Origin of the sequence: Azospirillum ramasamyi (genome assembly GCF_003233655.1) — a bacterium.
In the GTDB taxonomy this organism is placed as follows: Bacteria; Pseudomonadota; Alphaproteobacteria; order Azospirillales; family Azospirillaceae; genus Azospirillum; species Azospirillum ramasamyi.
Genome location: NZ_CP029833.1, coordinates 252,853 through 270,746, shown reverse-complemented (window position 1 = coordinate 270,746; position 17,894 = coordinate 252,853). Strand labels below are relative to the sequence as shown.

The following is a 17,894-nucleotide window of genomic DNA, read 5'->3' as shown; positions in this document are numbered from 1 at the left end:
TCCCTCTGCCGGGGCGGGCGAGGGCAGGTGGAGAGACATGATGGAAACCATGTTCGGGATCGCCGTCGACGGGGTCGCCTACGGCATGATCCTCTTCATCATCTCCGTCGGCCTGTCGGTGACGCTGGGGCTGATGCGGGTGGTCAATCTGGCGCATGGCGCCTTCGCCATGGTCGGCGGCTATGTCGCGTCCTATGCGGCGCAGACCGCCGGGCTGCCCTATGGGGTGGCGCTGGTGGTGGCGGTGGCGCTGACGGTGCTGGCGGCGCTGCCGCTGGAACGGCTGCTGTACCGCCGCATCTACGGCTCGGCGAACGAGCTGGCGCAGGTGCTGCTGACCATCGGCCTGACCTTCGTCATCGTCGCCGGCATCAACTATCTGTTCGGCCCGACGCTGAAGCGCATCCCGCTGCCGGAACTGCTGACCGGCACGGTGGAGCTGGGGCCGAAGGCGATCCCGACCCACCGCGCCTTCGTGATCGGCGCCGGGGCGGCGACCCTGCTGGGGCTGTGGTGGCTGCTGGAACGCACCGATTTCGGCATCCGGCTGCGCGCGGCGGTGGATGATCCGGCGATGGCGGCGGCGCTGGGCATCCGGACCGAGCGGCTCTATCTGGCGACCTTCGCGCTCGGCACCGGGCTGGCGGCGCTGGGCGGCGTTCTGGGGGCGGAGCTGCTGCCGCTGGAGCCCTATTACGCCATCCGCTACATCGTGCTGTTCCTGGCGGTGGTGGCGGTCGGCGGCGCGGGCAGCATCTTCGGCTCGGCCGCGGCGGCGCTGGCGCTGGGAATCGTCGACACCGCCGGCAAATACCTGATCCCGAATTTCGGCGAGTTCTTCTTCTACGCCGCCCTGATCCTGATCCTGTTCCGCTGGCCCCACGGCTTCTTCAAAGGGAGGGCGGCATGACGAGCGTCGCCGAGCGGGACGGCAAGGGCGGCGCCATGACCGGACATCCCCCGCTTGCCGCCCGCCGCGAGCTGGACTGGATCGGCATCCCGCTGATCGCGGCGGCGGGGCTGGCCGCCTACTGGCTGCTGCCGGACGATCTGGCGCTGCTGACCCGCATCGCCGCCTCGGCCCTGTTCGTGCTGTCGCTCGACCTCGTGCTCGGCTATGGCGGGATCGCCACGCTGGGACAGGCGGCGATGTTCGGCACCGGCGCCTATGCCGCCGGCATCGTCGCGGTCAACTGGAACAACGACCCCTTCGCGATGCTGGCGGTCGGCGGGCTGGCCGGCGGTCTGCTCGCGCTGGTCACCGGCGCGCTGATCCTGCATGCCCGCGGCCTGACCCTGCTGATGCTGACCATCGCGGTCGGGCAGATCGTGCAGGAGGTCGCCAACAAGGCACGTGACTGGACCGGCGGCAGCGACGGCCTGTCGGGCATCGATCCGGCGCCGGTGCTGGGGATGTTCCGCTTCGACATGTTCGGCCACACCTCCTACCTGTTCGCGCTGGCGGTTCTGGTGGTCGGGCTGGTGGTGGCGCGGCGGATCGTGCGCTCGCCCTTCGGGCTGGCCTGCCGCGGGGTTAAAGAGGATCCCCTGCGGATCTCCGCCATCGGCGGCTCGCCCAAGGCCTATCTGGTGGTGCTCTATGCTGTGGCCGGCGTGTTCGCCGGGGTGGCCGGCGCCCTGACCGCGGTGACCAGCGGCATCGTCGGGCTGGACAGCACCGGCTTTTCCTGGTCGGCGGAGGCGCTGGTCATGCTGGTGCTGGGCGGCACCGGGCGGCTCTATGGCGCGGTGATCGGCACGGCCGCCTTCATGGGCGTCCACCACGTCCTGGCCGCCAACGATCCCTATCACTGGATGGCCTTCATCGGCCTGTTCCTGATCGGCATCGTCCTGTTCCTGCCGGGCGGCATCGTGTCGGGGGTGGAGCGGCTGGGCAGGCTGCGGCGCGGAAAGGAGGGCGGGGCATGACGGCGCTGCTGGAGGTCGAGGGGCTATCCAAGAATTTCGGCGGCCTCCAGGTGGCGTCCGACCTTTCCATGACGCTGAAGGCGGGCGACCGCTGCGCCCTGATCGGGCCGAACGGGGCGGGGAAGACCACCTTCGTCAACCTCGTCACCGGGGTGATCCCGCCCAGCGCCGGCACCATCCGGCTGGACGGCCGCGACGTGACCCGGCTGCCGGCGGCGGAGCGGGTGCGGCTGGGGCTGATCCGCAGCTTCCAGGTGGCGCGGCTGTTCAAGTCGATGACGGTGCGCGAGCATCTTGAACTGGCGGTCCTGCAGCGCGACCGCCGCACCTTCCGCCTGTTCGCCACTGTCGCCAGGACAGCCGGTCTGGCCGATGAGGTGGCGGAGCTGCTGGGCAGCATGGGGCTGACCCCCGTGGCGCACACGGCGGTCGGCTCGCTCGCCTACGGGCAGCAGCGGCTGCTGGAGATCGCGCTGGCGCTGGCCATGAAGCCGAAGGTGCTGATCCTGGACGAACCGGCGGCCGGCGTGCCCCATTCCGAAAGCCAGCGCATCCTCGACGCCATCGACCGGCTGCCCGAGGATCTGGCGGTGCTGATGATCGAGCACGATATGGACCTCGTCTTCCGTTTCGCCAGAACCATCGTCGTGCTGGCGCAGGGGCGGCTGCTGTGCAGCGGCACCGCCAAGGAGATCGCCGCCGACCCGCGCGTGCGCGAGGTCTATCTGGGGAGCCGGACCAATGCCCACTGATCCCGGCGGCAAGAGTCCCGGCAGCCTGGAAGTCGCGGATCTGCGCGCCGGCTACGGCAAGACGCTGATCCTCGACGGCATCTCCTTCAGCGTGCCGGCGGGCGGGCGGCTGGCCCTGCTGGGCCGCAACGGGGTGGGCAAGACGACGACGCTGGCGACGCTGGTCGGCCAGACCACCCGCCATGGCGGCGGCATCCGGCTGGACGGCGTGGAGCTCGGCGGGATGAGCAGCTCGGCGCGGGCGGCGGCGGGGCTGGGCTATGTCCCGCAGACGCGCGACATCTTCAAGTCGCTGACGGTGGAGGAGAACCTCGTCACCGGGCTGAAGGGCCGGCCGCGCTGCGCATTGGAGGAGGCCTACACGCTGTTCCCGCGGCTGGGCGAGCGGCGGCGCAACGGCGGCGGCGACCTGTCGGGCGGCGAGCAGCAGATGCTGTCGGTCGCCCGCGCCCTGCTGGGCAAGCCGACGGTGCTGCTGCTCGACGAACCGCTGGAGGGGCTGGCCCCGGTCATCTGCGACACGCTGATGGCGGCGCTGTCCGGTCTCGACATGACCGTCGTGCTGGTGGAGCAGCAGGTCGACCGCGCGCTGGAGTTCGCCGACCGCGTGGTCTTCCTCGACCGCGGCCGGGTGGTGCATGCCGGACCGGCCGCGCAGGCGAGGACCGACACGGCGCTGCTGGAACGGCATCTGGGCGTGGTGCTGGCGGCGTAGTGACATACCCTCTCCCGCCTCGGGAGAGGGATAATACCGCCGAGCGGAAGTCCTGACTTATGCTCGGCGGTAAGGGCCGCGACTGCCGCCCCGCCCACCGTCTGAGGGCGAGCGTGAAGTCTGACGGGTCAGACCTTACGCTCGATGATATATTTCACCTGAACGGCGGCGAATAGAGCAGGCCGCCCTGGGTCCAGGGCTTGTTCTGCCCGCGGTCCATGCCGTAGGGGACGCCGAGGTTGCGGTCGAAGATCTCGCCGTAGTTCCCGACCTGCGCCAGCACCTGCAGGGCCCAGTCGTCGGGCAGGCCCAGCGTGCGGGCGGCGGTGCCGGTCCGGCCCAGCATGCGGTGCAGTTCGGGATCGTCGGGGATGCGGCCGGCCTGCACGTCGGCGGAGGTGAGGCCCTTGGCGTCGGCCAGCACGATGGCGTGGAGGACCCAGCGGGCGATGTCGTACCAGTTGCGGTCGCCCCGCGCGACGTAGGGGGTCAGCGGCTCGCGCGAGATCACGTCCGGATAAACGTGGATGGCCATCCCCGCCTTGCGGTAGCCGGCCAGCGAGGTGACCAGAACCGTGCGGTCGGTGGTCAGCAGGTCGCATTCATGGGCGAGGAAGGCCTGCAGCGCCTCGTCCAGCGTCTGGAAGGTGCGGATCGACCAGGGCAGGTCGGATTTGCGGATATGGTCTTCCAGATTGCGGAGGGTGGTGGTCGCGGTCTTGACGCAGACCGTGCGCGGCCCCAGCCGGTCGAGCGGCGGCGCGGTGCCGTCGCCGTGGATGGCGAAGCCCTGGCCGTCATGCAGCAAAGGCATCAGGAACTCGATGTCGTGCGACAGCTCGCGGCTGAAGGTCCAGGTCGTGGTGGTCAGCGCGATGTCGACGTCATGCTTCTCCACCGCCTGGAATTCCTGGGGCTTTTCCGGCAGGCGGACGACGCGGATCGCCTGGGCGTTGCCCAGCGTCGCCGCGGCGAAGACGCGGCAGACATCGACCAGGAAGCCGTCCAGATGCCCCTGCGGGTCGGAGAAGGAAATCCCGCTGACCCCGCTGCGCAGCCCGCAGATCAGGAAGCCGCGGCCCTGTATGCGCTCCAGCGTTTCGCCGCCGCCGGCAAGGGCCTGTGCCGGCGGCAGCACCGCAACCAATGCCAGCAGCATCCCGGCAGCGAAACGCCGGAAAGTCCCGACCAGCCCCATCGCGCAATCCATCTCCCGATAACCGTACCGGCGGCGCCGCCCGATCGCGCCGCCTCCCGCGCCGGGCGGACTATGCAGCGACTCGGGCTTCCTCCGCCAGCGTGACGTTGAAATGGGCCGGTTGCCTGGGGAAAGGCATGAAAGTGGGGCCACGGGATCCATGCGAATTTTTCGCATGTCCCGTGGCCCAGGCTACCGAGCGGGTGGCCGCCGCGAGACTGTCGCGACGGGGGAGTTGCTCGGGGTAAGGGGATGCAGGGGGTGGATTCGGTGGTGAACGGGGAGTGCGCGGTTCTTGAGGATCCTCGCCGCGCGACCCCCTCACCCTCTCCCCGGGGGGGAGAGGGGATCATCCTGCGTGACGTCGCCGGCGAACAGGTAGCCGGTGCCGTGGACGGTCACGATCAGCCGGGGGTCGGCGGGGTCGGCTTCGATCAGGCGGCGCAGGCGGCGGACCAGGCTGTCTATGGTGCGGTCGGTCGCGTCGGTCTTCCGCCGGGTCGTCGCCGTCAGCAGATAGTCGCGGTTCATCACCCGGCCGGGGTTGCAGACGAAGGTCGACAGCAGCTCGAACTCCGCCCCGGTCAACCGGACCGGCTGGCCCAGCGGATCGGTCAGGCGCATGCGGTCCAGCCACAGGGTCCAGCCGGCGAAGCGGCGCTGGCGGTCGTCGCGCTGGTCGCCCGGCGCCTTCAGACGGCGCAGCAGGTTCCGCACCCGCGCCAGGATCTCGCGCGGCTCGAAGGGCTTCGCGATGTAGTCGTCGGCCCCCATCTCCAGCCCGATGATGCGGTCCAGCTTCTCCGCCCGGCTGCTGACCAGGATGATGCCGATCTCCGACACCGCGCGAAGCTCGCGGGTCAGGGTCAGCCCGTCCTGGCGCGGCAGCCGGATGTCGAGCAGGACGACATCCACCTCGCTGGCCGCCAGCAGGTCCTTCAGCTCTTCCGCGCTCCGGGCCAGCAGGACGTCGAAGCCTTCGTCCGTCAGGTAGGACTTCAGCGTCTCGCGCGTCACCGCGTCGTCGTCGGTGATGGCAATGGTCGCCGGCATGGCCCTCTCGTCCGCTTGCCCGAGCCCCTAATCGCCTCAATGTTCCAGGATCTGGCCCAGGAACTGGCGGGTGCGCTCGCTTTTCGGGTTCCCGAAGAATTCGGCCGGCGACCCGCTCTCGATGATCGAGCCTTCGGCCATGAAGACAATAGAGTCGGCGACCTGCCGGGCGAAGCCCATTTCGTGGGTGACGCAAACCATGGTCATGCCCTCGCCCGCCAGCTCGGTCATCACGTCCAGCACCTCCTTGACCATTTCGGGGTCGAGGGCGGAGGTCGGCTCGTCGAACAGCATGATCTCCGGGCGCATGCACAGGGCGCGGGCGATGGCGACTCGCTGCTGCTGGCCGCCGGACAGCTGGCCGGGGAACTTGTGCGCCTGATCGGGGATGCGCACCCGATTCAGGTACATCATGGCGATCTCCTCGATCTCGGATTTCGCCATGCCGCGGACCCAGATGGGGGCCAGCGTCAGGTTCTGCAGGACGGTCAGGTGCGGGAACAGGTTGAAGTTCTGGAACACCATGCCGACCTTGCGGCGGATCTTCTCCACCGCCTTCACGTCGTCGGTCAGCTCGATGCCGTCGACGATGATGTGGCCGGTCTGATGCGCCTCCAGCCGGTTGATGCAGCGGATCATCGTCGACTTGCCCGACCCCGAGGGGCCGCAGACGACGACCTTCTCACCCTTGCCGATGCTGAGGCTGACGTCGCGCAGGGCATGGTAGCTGTTGTACCACTTGCCGACCTTGCGGAGTTCGATGATGGCGTTCTCGGTCATGACGTGTCTCCAGAAGGCCGGTCAGCGGCGGGTGTAGCGGTTGGCCATGCGCTCCAGCCACTGGCTGTAGCGGGACATGCTGAAGCAGAAGAGCCAGAAGATCATGCCGGCGAAGACGTAGACCTCGGCGAAGTAGGGGCGCCATTCGGGGTCGGTCGTCGCCACGGTGGCGGCGGTCAGCAGGTCGTACAGGCCGACGATGGTGACCAGCGAGGTGTCCTTGAAGCAGCTGATGAACTGGTTGACGATCGGCGGGATGACGATGCGCAGGGCCTGCGGCAGCACGATCAGCCGGGTCTTCTGCCAGTAGGACAGGCCGAGCGCGTCGGCGGCCTCGTACTGGCCCTTGGGGATCGCCTGCAGGCCGCCGCGCACGGCTTCCGCCAGATAGGCCGCGGTGAACAGGGTCAGGCCGGCCAGGGCGCGCAGCAGCTTGTCCACCGTCACGCCTTCCGGCAGGAACAGCGGGAACATGACCGACGCCATGAACAGCACGCTGACCAGCGGCACGCCGCGCATCAGCTCGATGAAGCCGATGCAGAAGGTGCGGATGGCCGGCAGCGACGACTGGCGGCCGAGAGCCAGCAGGATCGACAGCGGGAAGGCCAGGGCGATGGCGAAGATCGACAGCATCAGCGTGATCGGCAGCCCGCCCCAGCGGTCGTTGGCGACATAGGTCAGGCCGAGGACGCCGCCCCACATCAGCACGCCCATGGCGACCAGCACCAGCGCCCAGGCGAGGGCCAGCCAGGGCCGCCAGAAGGCGCGCACGCCGCTGACGCCCAGCATCGCCACGAACAGGCCGCAGGCCAGGAAGGGGCGCCACTGCTCCTCGTAGGGGTAGGTGCCGAAGAAGATCAGCCGGTGCTTGACCGCGATGATCGACCAGCAGGCGCCCGCCGCCTCGCGGCAGGCCTCGGACGATCCGCTCCACACCGCGTTCAGCAGCAGCCAGTTCACCATCGGCGGCACGGTGAACCACAGGATGGCGAGGCAGAGGACGGTCAGGCCGGTGTTCAGCGGCGTGTTGAACAGGTTGGCCTTGGCCCAGTTGACCGGCGCCCAGCCCAGCGGCTTCAGCGCGGTGGCGCCGTTGGGCTGCGGCGGGACGGAAGCCTGCGACGGCTCCTCCTCATAGGAGGCTGCCCAGTCGGTGGTGTTGGTCGGGACTTGCTTGCTCATCGCGTCACCAGGGCCACTCGGCGGTTGTACCAGTTCATGAAGCCGGCGATGCACAGGCTGATGACGAGATAGACCGCCATCATCATCGCCACCGCCTCCACCACCTGGCCGGTCTGGTTGGCCGAGGTGTTGGTGACGCTGACCAGATCGGGATAGCCGATGACGACGGCCAGCGAGCTGTTCTTGGTCAGGTTCAGGTATTGGCTGGTCAGCGGCGGCACGATCACCCGCAACGCCTGCGGCAGGATGACGAGGCGCAGGATCTGCACCGGCGACAGGCCCAGCGCCAGCCCGGCCTCGGTCTGGCCATGCGGCACGGCGAGGATGCCGGAGCGCACGATCTCGGCGATGAAGCCGGCGGTGTAGACCGACAGGCCGATCAGCAGCGCGGTGAATTCAGGGGTGATCGACCCGCCGCCCTCGAAGTTGAAGCCGGTCAGCGCCGGAACGTCGAAGGCCAGCGGCGCGCCGGTGGCGGCGAAGACCGCGACCGGCGGCAGCACCACCGCGGCGATGGCCGCCGGCAGGGTGGGGAAGGGCTTGCCGGTCGCCTCGCGGTGGCGGCGGCCGTAGCGGACGACGGCGACCGCGGCGGCGATGCCGGCCAGCAGCGCCAGGAAGGCCCAGCCATGGCCGGGATGCTCGACCAGCACCGGGAACTTCATGCCGCGGTTGCTGAGGAAGACGTTGGGAACCACCTCCAGCGCCTGGCGCGGGCCCGGCAGCCGGTTCATGATGGTGTACCAGACCACCAGCTGCAGCAGCAGCGGCACGTTGCGCACCGTCTCGACGAAGATGGCGGCGAAGCGGCCGACCATCCAGTTCGACGACAGCCGCGCCACGCCGACGGCGACGCCGAGAACGGTGGCCAGAACCACGGCGGCGGCCGACACCGACAGCGTGTTCAGCAGGCCGACGACCAGCGCCCGCAGATAGGTGTCGGACGCGGCGTAGCTCATCAGGCTCTCGCCGATCTCGAATCCGGCCTCTCGACCGAGGAAGTCGAAGCCGGTGGCGACGCCGCGGTTGGCGAGGTTGGTCAGGGTGTTCGAGACGAGATACCCGGCGACGGCGAGGGCGCCGGCCAGGAAGAGTCCCTGGTACAGCCACCCCCGCACGCGCGCGGAGTTCAGCGCCTGGATCAGGTTGGACATGGTGATGCTCCGTGCGGGGAGTGTAAGGCGAGGCAACATTGCGGGCGTCCCCTCCCCGGCCTTCCACCACCTGCGGTGGGAGAGGGGCGGGGAGAGGGCATCCGCAGCAGGCGCCTTACTTCATCGGCGGGGCGTACATCATGCCGCCGTCGGTATAGAGGGCGTTCTGGCCGCGCGGCATCTTCAGCTTGGAGCCGGCGCCGACGTTGCGCTCGAAGCTCTGGCCGTAGTTGCCGACCTGCTTGATGATGTTGAACGCCCAGCTCTCCTCGACGCCCAGGGCCTTGCCGTTGCCGGCGGTGACGCCCAGCAGGCGCTTCACGTCCGGATCGGGGGAGGTCATGGCCTCGTCGATGTTCTCCGACGTGATGCCCTTCTCCTCGGCCTGGACCATGGCGTAGAAGGCCCAGGTCACCAGGTTCGCCCATTCCTCGTCGCCCTGGCGGATGGCCGGGGACAGCGGCTCCTTGGAGATCAGCTCCGGCAGGATGACGTAGTCGGCGGGGTTCGGCGTCTCGGCGGCGCGGATGGCGGCCAGCTGCGAGGCGTCGGAGGTCAGGGCGTCGCAACGGCCGCTGAAGAAGGCCTTGTGCAGCTCCTCGTTCTTCTCGATGACGACCGGCTTGAAGGTCATCTTGTTGGCGCGGAAGAAGTCGGCGACGTTCTGCTCGGTCGTGGTGCCGGGCAGGACGCAGATGGTGGCGCCGTTCAGCTGCTTGGCGCTGTTCAGGCCCAGCTTGGCCGACACCATGAAGCCCTGGCCGTCATAGTAGTTGGTCGGCGCGAAGTTCAGGCCGTTGGCGGTGTCGCGGGTCAGGGTGCGGGTGGTGTTGCGGGCGAGGATGTCGATCTCGCCGGACTGCAGGGCCGGCAGGCGCTGCTGCGCCGACAGCGGGGTGTACTTCACCTTTTCGGCATCGCCGAACATGGCGGCGGCGACGGCGCGGCAGACGTCGACGTCCAGGCCCGACCACTTGCCCTTGTCGTCCGGCGACGAGAAGCCGTAGAGGCCCAGATTGACGCCGCACTGGACGTAGCCCTTCTGCTTCACGCCGTCGAAGGTGGCGCCGGCCTGGGCGGTGCCGGACAGGGCGAGAGCGGAGACGGACAGGGTGGCCGCGATGGCGAGCGCGCTCAGACGGGTCTTCACGGGGCGTGGCTCCTTCAGCCTTGTTCATTCGAGGGGCGCCGGGGCAGGGCATCTCCCCGGCCTCCGCGCATGCCTGACAATCGCTTGGCGGATTGAACAAAGTGCCCCGCGCCTTTGAACGGATGTGGCGGAGATGTGAACAGCTTTGGACAGGCCGCCCTTCCGCGGCGAAGCCGGCGGGCGGGGCTCGCCCGGTATTGAACGCCGGGCCTTTCAGGAATTTCATGCGTTGTCGGCAGACTGATCCTGCAAGCGCCGGATGCCGGTGATATGTTGGCGTTTGGAAATACGGGAACGGGATGCCGATTGTGGTGGTTCGGACGGTCTGGCAGCGGGTGGCGCGCTTTTCGCTGCTGCGGAGCGGTTCAGGATTGCGCTATGGCGTGGGACTGCTGACCTTCGTCGCCGCCCTGCTGCTGCGCTGGGCCGTCGATGACGTCCTTCCGTCCGGCTTCCCCTATCTCACCTTCTTTCCCGCGGTGATCCTGACCACCTTCGTCGTCGGCCTGGGTCCGGGGGTGGTGACGGCGGTGCTCTCTGGGCTGGCCGCCTGGTACTTCTTCATTCCCCCTTACGGAACGCTCCCGGTGAACCCGTCCAGCGGGGTGGCGCTGGCCTTCTATGCGGTGATCGTCGCGGTGGACATCGCGCTGATCCACGGCATGCAGGTCACGCTGGCGCGGCTGCGCGAGGAACGCCGCCGCACCGCCTCGCTGCTGGCGGCGCAGACCACCATGTTCCACGAACTGCAGCACCGCGTCGCCAACAACATGCAGTTCGTCTCATCGCTTCTCGACCTGCAGAGACGGTCGGTCGGCCGGTCGCCCGAAGGGGCGATGGCGGCGCTGGAGGAGGCGGGGCGCCGGCTGGGCACCATGGCGCGGGTACACCGCCGCCTGCACGATCCCCAGTCCGGCGACGATTTCGGACGCCACATCGAAGGGCTGTGCCAGGACATGCTGCAGGCGACCGGCACCCTCGACGTCACCTGCCGCGTTTCGGTCGGGACGGCGCCGCAGTCGCCCGAACGGCTGCTGGCCCTGGCCCTGCTGATCGTGGAGGCCCTGACCAACGCGCTGAAGCACGCCTTCGTCGGCCGCGACGGCGGTGTCGTCACCATCGAGCTGGATGCCGTGCCGGACCACCCCGGCCAGTTGCACCTGCGGGTGATCGACGACGGTGTCGGCCTGCCGGAGGGGGTCGACGTCCTGCGCCTGCCGAGCCTGGGCTGGAAGATCATCCAGAGCCTGGCCGCCCAGCTGTCCGGCCAGTTGAGCTATGGCCCCGCCGACGGCGCCGGCACGCGGATCGACCTGCGCTTTCCCGCCTGAGCCGCTTTCCCGCCTGAGCCAATGCTTGTCCCGATCTCCATTGCGGCTTTTCCGTCGCCTCGGGAAGAACTATCTGTGATCCTGCCGGTTGCCGTGGGGGGCGGCCGGCGACAGCTTGCCGGTGACAGGTGTTGGTGACAGGGGGGAGGAGAGCTTATGGCGACGCTGAAGGAATTCGAGGACGCGCTGAAGGCGGCGGGCAACACGGCGGCGCTGGAGATCCTGGAATCCCTGAGGGCGCGCGACCGCAGCCAGCGCACCATCCGCCCGGCGCGGCGCCTGACCGGACGCAAGATGACGCCGGAACTGGCCGCCGAGATCCTGCATCTGCACGAGACCACCAACATGACCCAGCAGGAGATCGCCTTCCAGCTGGGCGTGAACCAGGGCCGGGTGAACGAGGTCATCAAGCGCCGCAAATGGCTGACCGAGGATCCCGCGGCGCCGGAAGCCCAGGCGCGCGACCAGGGCAAGCAGCGCGCCAAGGAAGGCGTCGGCGTCGCGCCGCGCCGTCCGTCCAGGAAGAAGGCCGCGAAACCGGCGGCGGAGGCCGCGCCCGAGGTTCCGCCGGAGGCCGCGCCCGAGCTTGCCCCCGAACTTGCCCCTGCTCTGGCGCCGGAGGCTGCGGAGCCGGTGGAACCGATGGTCGAGCGGGCGGCGGAGCCAGTGGCGGAGACTGCCGCCGCGCCGGAACCCGCTCCGCCGCAGGAGGCGCCGAAGCCCGCCGCCGAGCCGCCCATGCCGATGGCCGCACCGGAATTGCCGGTGGAGCAGCCCGCCAAGGCCGAGGGCAAGCCGAAACGGAAGTCCGGCGCGCGCAAGCAGGGCAAGGCCGCCGAGGCGCCGGCGCAGCTTCTGTTCAAGGATCTGCTGTAAGCCCCAACACCCTCTCCCCGGACGGGAGAGGGAGCTTCTCCCCCGAGCCATGCCCGCCGCTCATCTCGCATCTGCGAAATTGGCGGCCTGCGGCGGATTGCCTCAGCATGGCCGGGGCAAATATCCTGACCTTGTCCCGGTCGCTTCCCGTCCCCTGACCGCCGGGTTCCGAAAATTCCATCTTCAAGCGGCGACAGCGGAGAAACGACCATGGCTTCTGCCGGTCATCACGGCGGCATGCGTGCCGAGTCACAGGCGGCCCCGGCCCATCCCGGGCTGGTGCTTCTGGCGCTCGCCATGGGCGGATTCGCCATCGGAACGACCGAATTCGCGACCATGAGCCTGCTGCCCTATTTCGCCCGCGGCCTCGGCATCGACGAGCCGACCGCCGGTCACGTCATCAGCGTCTATGCGCTGGGCGTGGTGGTGGGCGCGCCGGTGATCGCGGTGCTGGCGGCGCGGCTGTCGCGGCGGACCCTGCTGATCGGGCTGATGGCGGTCTTCGCCGCCGCCAATGTGGCCAGCGCCTTTTCGCCCTCCTACGGCTGGATGCTGGTCTTCCGCTTCCTGAGCGGCCTGCCGCACGGCGCCTATTTCGGCGTGGCCGCCCTGGTCGCGGCGTCGCTGGTGCCGCCGCAGCGCCGGGCGCAGGCGGTGTCGCGGACCATGCTGGGGCTGACGGTGGCGACCATCGTCGGCGTGCCGATGGCGAACTGGATCGGGCAGGCGCTGGGCTGGCGCTGGGGCTTCGGCGTCGTCGGGCTGCTGGCCCTGCTGACCGTGCTCCTTGTCTGGATCTTCGCCCCCAACGACCGCCCGCACCCGGACGCCAGCCCGCTGCGCGAACTGGGCGCGCTGAAGCGGCGGCAGGTCTGGCTGACTCTGGGCATCGGCGCCATCGGTTTCGGCGGCATGTTCGCCGTCTACACCTATGTCGCCTCGACCCTGATGGAGGTGACGCAGGTCTCGCCGTCGGCGGTGCCGGTGGTGCTGGCGGTGTTCGGCGCCGGCATGACCGTCGGCACGCTGGTCAGCGCCTGGGCCGCCGACCGCGCCCTGATGCCGACCGTCGCCTTCATCCTGCTGTGGAGCGCCGGCTCGCTGGCGCTCTTTCCCTTCGCCGCCGGCAATGTCTGGCTGGTGTCGGTCGTGGTGTTCATGATCGGCTGCGGCGGCGGGCTCGGCACCCCGCTGCAGGCGCGGCTGATGGATGTGGCGGAGGACGCGCAGACGCTGGCCGCGGCGCTGAACCACAGCGCCTTCAACGCCGCCAACGCGCTCGGCCCCTGGCTGGGCGGCATGGCGATCGCCGCCGGCTTGGGCTGGACCTCCACCGGCTGGGTCGGCGCGGCGCTGGCGCTGGGCGGTCTGGCCGTGTGGGCGGTGGCGATGCTGGACGACCGCATCACCAGCCGCGCCGCCGGGCGTGCCGCCGATGCCCGGCTGGCCGAGGCCTGCGCGGGCGACTGAGCCTTCAGCGTCCCGACACGTCCCAGGCGATCCGGGCGGGATGTTCGCCGAGGTCGAGGGAGCCGATGACGATCTCCCCCCGGCCGGACAGCGGCACCACGTCGCCCAGCGTCAGCAGCCGCTGTTCGCCGTTCTGCCGCACCAGACGGGTGCCGTTGCGGCTGAGATCCTCCAGCGTGAAGGCGCCGTCGCGCAGCCGCACCACCGCATGGCGGCGCGAGGCGGAGGCATGGTCCAGCACGATGCCGCATTCGGCGGCGCGGCCGATCACGATGTCGCCGCCGGCATCGGGCAGGGCGACCGTCCGCCCCTGGAAGCTCAGCGTCAGGCGCGGCGCGTGCGGCGCATGGACATCGACCGTCACCTCCGGTATCGGAGATGCGATGCGCGATCCGGCCGGGATGCCGCTGCCGGTGATCGATATCCGCTGCCCGTCGGGGATGGAGGCGATCTTGGCGATCAGTCCGTCGGCCAGCCCCCGCGGGATGCCGGCGGCACGCAGGCGGCGGCCCAGCCCCTCGCGCACCTCCTGGAGCGAGGCGCCGGGGGCGGCCAGTTCGGCGGCCGATTTCACCCGGTTGAACTCGTCGGCGACATGCTGGATGACGGTGCTGATCTTGCCGTGGCCATAGGCGCTGGTGCCGAGGTCCAGCAGGTAGCCCAGCCGCCCGGCCGCGGTGTCGAAGCGCCCGGCCAGCCGCATCATCGTTTCCTCGAAGGGCAGGTCGCTGCCGCCGGCCGCCCATACGGTCTTGCCGCGGCGGGTCAGCGATTCCGCCATGGCCGGACCGCCCATGAAGCCGTCGAAGGCGATCATCCCGTCGACGATGGCGCCGAAGGCGCGGGCGTCGCTGGCCGGCCCGGTGCGGGTCAGCGGCGTCAGCCCGTCCAGCCCGCCGCGGATGCGGTTGAGCAGAGCCTCCCGCGTCCGGGGAAAGGCGCCTCCGCTCGCGCCCATTTCGGGCGAGTCGGATCCCAGAACATCGGACAGGGCCAGAAGCGGTTCGGTGTGGGGCAGACGGTCGTCCAGGTCGCCGCGCAGGGCGGCCAGCAGCGCCAGGATGGCGGAACCCAGATCGGGCGCATAGCCGATCAGCGCGCGGATCGGCTCCCGCCCGTCGACGATCTCCGCCGAGAATTCGTCCACCAGCCTGGCGTTCTCCGCGTCGCCTTCCCGGTGCAGGCGCAGCACGGCGGCCAGCTTGGCTCCCCATTCGCGGTGGGGCTCCAGCAGCGTGCCGAAGGCGTGGGTGACGATGCGGTCGCGCTCCTCCGCCGGGCGGTCGAGGGCGGCCTGCAGCAGCCCCGATATCCCGCCGCGCATCAGCGCCTGATCGAAGGGCGCCAGCGTGTCGGACGCCTGGGCGAGTTCCTTCAGCCCGGCGAACAGGCGGGTGATCTGGTCGTAGCGCTCATGCGGCTTCAGCCCCAGCATCGGCGCCTGGATGGCGGCGAGCCGGCTGAGCGCCGGATTGAACAGCAGGGCCTCCCGTTCGAAGTAGCGCAACGGATAGTAGCGGTGAAGCTGCTCCGACGGAATGACGCTCTGGTCGTCCCAATAACCGCGCAGCAGCCGCAGCAGGGTCATCCGGCTGTCGAAGGAAAAGACCTGCAGCACGCCGGTGCAGAGGTTGGCCTCTTCGATCGGGGAGATGGTGGTCAGCTTGGCGCCGCCGGAGGAGGATTTCTGGAATATCGTCTCTTCCCGGCCTGTGCCGGTGACCTTCACCACCCGCACCACCGGGAACTTGGCAAGGCGCAGCAGAAAGTTCGCGCGTTCGGTCGCCGACTTCTCGTCATCGAAGATGCCGTCGATGTTGGGTTTGCCGCCCTGTTCGACCACCACCTCGAAGCGCGCCTCGCGCCGCTTGGACATCGCCATACCGTCCCCCTTCGGCCAGCCCCTGTCGGAACGCTGACCGGCTATGTCCCTATTCGCGATTTCCAGCGATTTTTGCCCAAAATACTTTATGAAATCCTGCATCAGAAGCGGAAAGGCCCGATCCTTGACCGTCGTTCCCGATTTCGACCCCGCCGATTCGAAGCGCAGCCTGCCGGCGATGCCGCTGGGCCGCCGTCCGTTCCTCGGCCTGCTCGGCTGCCTCGCCCTGCCGGCGGTGGCGCGGGATTCCAGTGCCGCAACCAGTGATTTCGAGGTGCGGGGCCCCCAAGGCACCGCGGTCGGCTATGTCCTGTTCGATCCCGACAGCGGCCGGGTGGTGGAGGCGCGGTCGGCCGACAGCCCCTTCGTCCCGGCCTCGGTGGCGAAGCTGCCGACCGCCTCGGCGGCGCTGGCCCTGCTGGGACCGGACCACCGCTTCACCACCCGGTTGCTCGGCAGCACGGTTTCCGGCGGCACTGTTTCCGGTGGCCTGTCCGCCGACGGGGTGCTGCGCGGCGACCTGATCCTGCAGGGCGGCGGCGACCCGGCGCTGGCGACGGAGGGCCTGCTGCAACTGCTCGACCAGGCGCGTGCCGCCGGGCTTCGCCGGGTGGAGGGGCGCTTCCTCTACGACACCACGCTGCTGCCCGAACTGGCGGAGATCGATTCCGGCCAGCCCTGGGCCGCTCCCTACAACACGGGGGCCGGGGCGCTGTCGCTGAACTACAACCGCGTCCTGCTGAACTGGGGGCGCGGCGGGCGGGGCGGACCGGAGGCGCTGAGCGTCGCCGATGCCGGACGGCAGCCGCTGGACAGCGTCACCGTCCTGCCGATGGCGGCGGGCGGCCCCTTTCCGCTGCTGCCGGATGGGGTCGACCGCTGGCGCATGGCTCCGCCGACGAGGGGCGATGCCTGGGGGGCCTGGGTGCCGGTGGCCCGGCCGGGACTGGCCGCCGCCACGCTGTTCCGCCGGCTGGCGGCGGATGCCGGCATCGCCCTGCCGCCGCCGCAGCCGGGACTGGCCCCGGCCGGTGCGGTTCCGATCGCGGCCCTGGACAGCCTGCCGCTGGCGGAGCTGGTCCGCGGGTTATTGCGCCATTCCAACAACCTGTCGGCGGAGGTGATCGGGCTGGCCACGGCGCGCCGGCTGGATCCGGAGGTCGCGACGCTCGGGCGTTCCGCGGCGCTGCTGCAGGATCTGCTGGCGCGGCAGCCGCTGGACGGGGCCGGGTGGGGCGGGTTGCGGCTGGCCAACCATTCGGGGCTGGGCACCGGGTCGCGCGCCACGCCACGGCAGATGGCGGCGCTGCTGCGGGCCGGCGGGCCGGGGCTGTGGGATTTGCTGCCGGGGGAGGAGGACGGCAAGGCGCTGCCGGGCGGCGTCCGGGCCAAATCCGGAACCCTGGCCTATGTCAATGGGCTGGCCGGGCTGCTGACGGCGGCGAGCGGCCAGCGGCTGGGCTTCGTCCTGTTCATCGCCGATGCCCGGCGCCGGGCGGCGATGGATGCGGCGCTGGACCGCCGGGTGACCGCCATCCCGTCCGACGCGCGCGTCTGGGCCGCGGACGCCCGTGCGCTGCGGGGCGGGCTGTTGGAACGGTGGGTTTTAACTTATTGACTGACCTAGGTCATACGTCGAAGTATGGGTGTCAGTTAAAATGCAAGGCAAAGTCGATCTGATACAACCCGGTCCGCAGGCGGATTGAATGCACGTCCATCCGAACCAAGTCCGTTCACATCCGGCAGCGGGAGTGCCAGACCCGATGATGACAGCCAGTTCCTGCACCTCTGCCGCGCGCAACGTCCTGCGCCGCAGGCTGGAACGGCAGGACGTCGCCGCCAACCGCTACCATGACCGGCGGCTCGGGGCGGAGGTCGTCAACATCGTCGTCGGCGGCTGCGTCGTCACCGACGACCCGAACGTCGTCATCACCACCACGCTGGGCTCCTGCGTCGCCGCCTGCCTGTACGATCCGGTGGCGGAGATCGGCGGCATGAACCATTTCCTGCTGCCCGATGCCGGATTGGACGTGCTGTCGCTGTCGTCCCGCTACGGCGCCACGGCGATGGAGCAGCTGATCAACCGGCTGCTGACCGTCACCGGCCGGCGCGACCGGCTGCGCGCCAAGGTGTTCGGCGGCGCCAACGTCAATCTGAACACGCTGCGCACCGCCAACATCGGCCTGCGCAACGTCGAATTCGTGATGGAGTATCTGGCGACGGAGGGCATCCCCACGGTCAGCTGGGACGTCGGCGGCGCAAGCCCGCGCGCCGTGCGCTTCTTCCCCACCAGCGGGCGCAGCCAGCGGCGGCTGATCGGCGGCCAGACCCTGCACGACATCGCCCGCAACGAGTCGTCCTATATGGAACATCTGCGCAAGACGCGGATCGAAGGCGACGTCGAGCTGTTCTGATAAGCTCG

Annotated in this window: 16 protein-coding genes; 9 read left to right on the top strand and 7 right to left on the bottom strand. The window is 69.7% G+C overall.

The genetic code is table 11. The annotated features are described in order from the left end of the window. Positions 1 to 40 precede the first annotated feature (40 nt). Genes DM194_RS23505 through DM194_RS23490 form a run of 4 tightly spaced genes read left to right on the top strand, consistent with a single transcriptional unit; the run spans position 41 to position 3,396 of the window. Positions 41 to 910 (top strand): branched-chain amino acid ABC transporter permease, encoded by an 870-nt coding sequence (locus DM194_RS23505; protein WP_111069983.1) that lies wholly within the window; start codon positions 41 to 43, stop codon positions 908 to 910. Then, positions 907 to 1,929, top strand: a complete 1,023-nt coding sequence (locus DM194_RS23500) for a branched-chain amino acid ABC transporter permease (protein WP_111069982.1) — start codon at positions 907 to 909, stop codon at positions 1,927 to 1,929. Before DM194_RS23505 ends, DM194_RS23500 begins: the two co-directional genes overlap by 4 nt. Continuing rightward, positions 1,926 to 2,681 carry an ABC transporter ATP-binding protein gene (locus DM194_RS23495; RefSeq protein ID WP_111069981.1) on the top strand — a complete coding sequence of 252 codons (756 nt, stop codon included), beginning with the start codon at positions 1,926 to 1,928 and terminating at the stop codon, positions 2,679 to 2,681. The genes DM194_RS23500 and DM194_RS23495 overlap by 4 nt, the downstream gene beginning before the upstream one ends. Further along, on the top strand, positions 2,671 to 3,396 hold the full coding sequence (locus tag DM194_RS23490; RefSeq protein ID WP_111069980.1) for an ABC transporter ATP-binding protein: 726 nt from the start codon (positions 2,671 to 2,673) through the stop codon (positions 3,394 to 3,396). The genes DM194_RS23495 and DM194_RS23490 overlap by 11 nt, the downstream gene beginning before the upstream one ends. A 154-nt stretch (positions 3,397 to 3,550) precedes the next feature. Here DM194_RS23490 and DM194_RS23485 read toward each other — a convergent pair whose 3' ends face one another. The 6 genes from DM194_RS23485 to DM194_RS23460 form a co-directional block, all read right to left on the bottom strand. Beyond that, complete coding sequence (locus DM194_RS23485) at positions 3,551 to 4,594, bottom strand: amino acid ABC transporter substrate-binding protein (protein ID WP_111069979.1); 1,044 nt, start codon at positions 4,592 to 4,594, stop codon at positions 3,551 to 3,553. A 321-nt stretch (positions 4,595 to 4,915) separates the two neighbouring features. After that, positions 4,916 to 5,647 (bottom strand): response regulator, encoded by a 732-nt coding sequence (locus DM194_RS23480; RefSeq protein ID WP_111069978.1) that lies wholly within the window; start codon positions 5,645 to 5,647, stop codon positions 4,916 to 4,918. A gap of 36 nt (positions 5,648 to 5,683) precedes the next feature. Next, on the bottom strand, positions 5,684 to 6,427 hold the full coding sequence (locus tag DM194_RS23475; protein ID WP_111069977.1) for an amino acid ABC transporter ATP-binding protein: 744 nt from the start codon (positions 6,425 to 6,427) through the stop codon (positions 5,684 to 5,686). A 21-nt stretch (positions 6,428 to 6,448) separates the two neighbouring features. Further along, on the bottom strand, positions 6,449 to 7,609 hold the full coding sequence (locus DM194_RS23470; RefSeq protein WP_111069976.1) for an amino acid ABC transporter permease: 1,161 nt from the start codon (positions 7,607 to 7,609) through the stop codon (positions 6,449 to 6,451). After that, positions 7,606 to 8,763, bottom strand: a complete 1,158-nt coding sequence (locus DM194_RS23465; protein WP_111069975.1) for an amino acid ABC transporter permease — start codon at positions 8,761 to 8,763, stop codon at positions 7,606 to 7,608. Before DM194_RS23465 ends, DM194_RS23470 begins: the two co-directional genes overlap by 4 nt. 115 nt (positions 8,764 to 8,878) lie before the next feature. Continuing rightward, positions 8,879 to 9,913, bottom strand: coding sequence for an amino acid ABC transporter substrate-binding protein (locus DM194_RS23460; RefSeq protein ID WP_111069974.1), 1,035 nt, complete (start codon positions 9,911 to 9,913; stop codon positions 8,879 to 8,881). 311 nt (positions 9,914 to 10,224) lie between these two features. Between DM194_RS23460 and DM194_RS23455 the strand changes: the two genes are divergently transcribed. The 3 genes from DM194_RS23455 to DM194_RS23445 all read left to right on the top strand — a co-directional run bounded on the left by DM194_RS23455 (position 10,225) and on the right by DM194_RS23445 (position 13,590). Then, positions 10,225 to 11,244 (top strand): sensor histidine kinase, encoded by a 1,020-nt coding sequence (locus DM194_RS23455; protein WP_246024614.1) that lies wholly within the window; start codon positions 10,225 to 10,227, stop codon positions 11,242 to 11,244. A 156-nt stretch (positions 11,245 to 11,400) separates the two neighbouring features. After that, on the top strand, positions 11,401 to 12,120 hold the full coding sequence (locus DM194_RS29210) for a hypothetical protein (RefSeq protein WP_111069972.1): 720 nt from the start codon (positions 11,401 to 11,403) through the stop codon (positions 12,118 to 12,120). Positions 12,121 to 12,330: 210 nt separating this feature from the next. Further along, a complete protein-coding gene (locus DM194_RS23445) occupies positions 12,331 to 13,590 on the top strand; it encodes an MFS transporter (protein ID WP_176581492.1) in 1,260 nt (419 codons plus the stop codon). 4 nt (positions 13,591 to 13,594) lie between these two features. Here the strand turns inward: DM194_RS23445 and DM194_RS23440 are convergent, their stop codons facing one another. Further along, entirely contained in the window at positions 13,595 to 15,472 is a 1,878-nt protein-coding gene (locus DM194_RS23440; protein WP_111069970.1) for an FHA domain-containing protein, read from the bottom strand. A gap of 124 nt (positions 15,473 to 15,596) precedes the next feature. Between DM194_RS23440 and DM194_RS23435 the strand changes: the two genes are divergently transcribed. Together DM194_RS23435 and DM194_RS23430 are read left to right on the top strand one after the other, a co-directional pair. Further along, positions 15,597 to 17,090 (top strand): D-alanyl-D-alanine carboxypeptidase/D-alanyl-D-alanine-endopeptidase, encoded by a 1,494-nt coding sequence (locus DM194_RS23435; protein ID WP_111069969.1) that lies wholly within the window; start codon positions 15,597 to 15,599, stop codon positions 17,088 to 17,090. A 145-nt stretch (positions 17,091 to 17,235) separates the two neighbouring features. Continuing rightward, positions 17,236 to 17,886, top strand: a complete 651-nt coding sequence (locus DM194_RS23430; RefSeq protein WP_111069968.1) for a chemotaxis protein — start codon at positions 17,236 to 17,238, stop codon at positions 17,884 to 17,886. Positions 17,887 to 17,894 lie beyond the last annotated feature (8 nt).